The sequence below is a fragment of the Nocardioides litoris genome (assembly GCF_006346315.1).
In the GTDB taxonomy this organism is placed as follows: Bacteria; Actinomycetota; Actinomycetes; order Propionibacteriales; family Nocardioidaceae; genus Nocardioides; species Nocardioides litoris.
This window is the reverse complement of the sequence record NZ_VDMR01000022.1, coordinates 1-702: the sequence shown is the minus strand read 5'-3', so window position 1 is coordinate 702 and position 702 is coordinate 1. Positions and strand designations below refer to the sequence as shown.

The 702-nt window shown below is 69.4% G+C and carries 1 protein-coding gene; it reads left to right on the top strand.

Features of this window, described 5'->3' with window-relative positions:
• Positions 1–55 precede the first annotated feature (55 nt).
• The coding region (locus tag FJQ57_RS22105; RefSeq protein WP_139984544.1) for a M23 family metallopeptidase at positions 56–702 on the top strand (647 nt) is incomplete at its 3' end.

Here is a 702-nt window from a genome sequence, read left to right as displayed (position 1 = left end):
TAGGGTCTGGCCTACGTTGGTCTGTTCGGGCAGACCCCGCACATGGGGGTGCTCGATGCCGATGATGAAGCACAAGAACTCGCTCGGAGTGGAATCGCGGTCGAGGCGGGTGGCGGCGCTGGCCGGGGCCGCGCTCCTGGCCTGCCTGGTGATCCCGTTCACCTCGGCACCGGCAACAGCAGCGCCGGCCTTCCACCTCCCGTTCGACTGTGGGTCGACCTGGAAGGCGACCACCTACGACACCGGCAAGAACGTGCGCTCCGGCAAGACATGGAGCCACCGCAACTACCTCGACTTCGGTCAGGCAGGAGCGAGCGGGAAGCCGGTCCGCGCCTCCGCAGCTGGGTACGCCCGCCTCGTGTCGGCTGCGGAGGGCAAGGTCTCCATCGACCACGGCGGCGGGTGGAGCACCCTCTACCAGCACATGAGCTCGGTCAACGTCACCGCCGGGGGCCGCAACGTCAACGCCGGCGACGTGATCGGCGCCGTGGGCAACGCTGGCGCCAACTCCACCGGCGCCCACCTCCACTACGCCCAGCTGTCGGGCGGCCAGCCCCAGACCCCGTCCTTCACCGGCGGCCAATACACCTGGTCCTCCCCCCGCACCTACACCTCCGGCGGCATCACCTTCACCAACGACCGCTACTCCACCAACTCCCTGACCAGCCAGAACTGCGGCCGCCCACCCGCACCCACCGCACC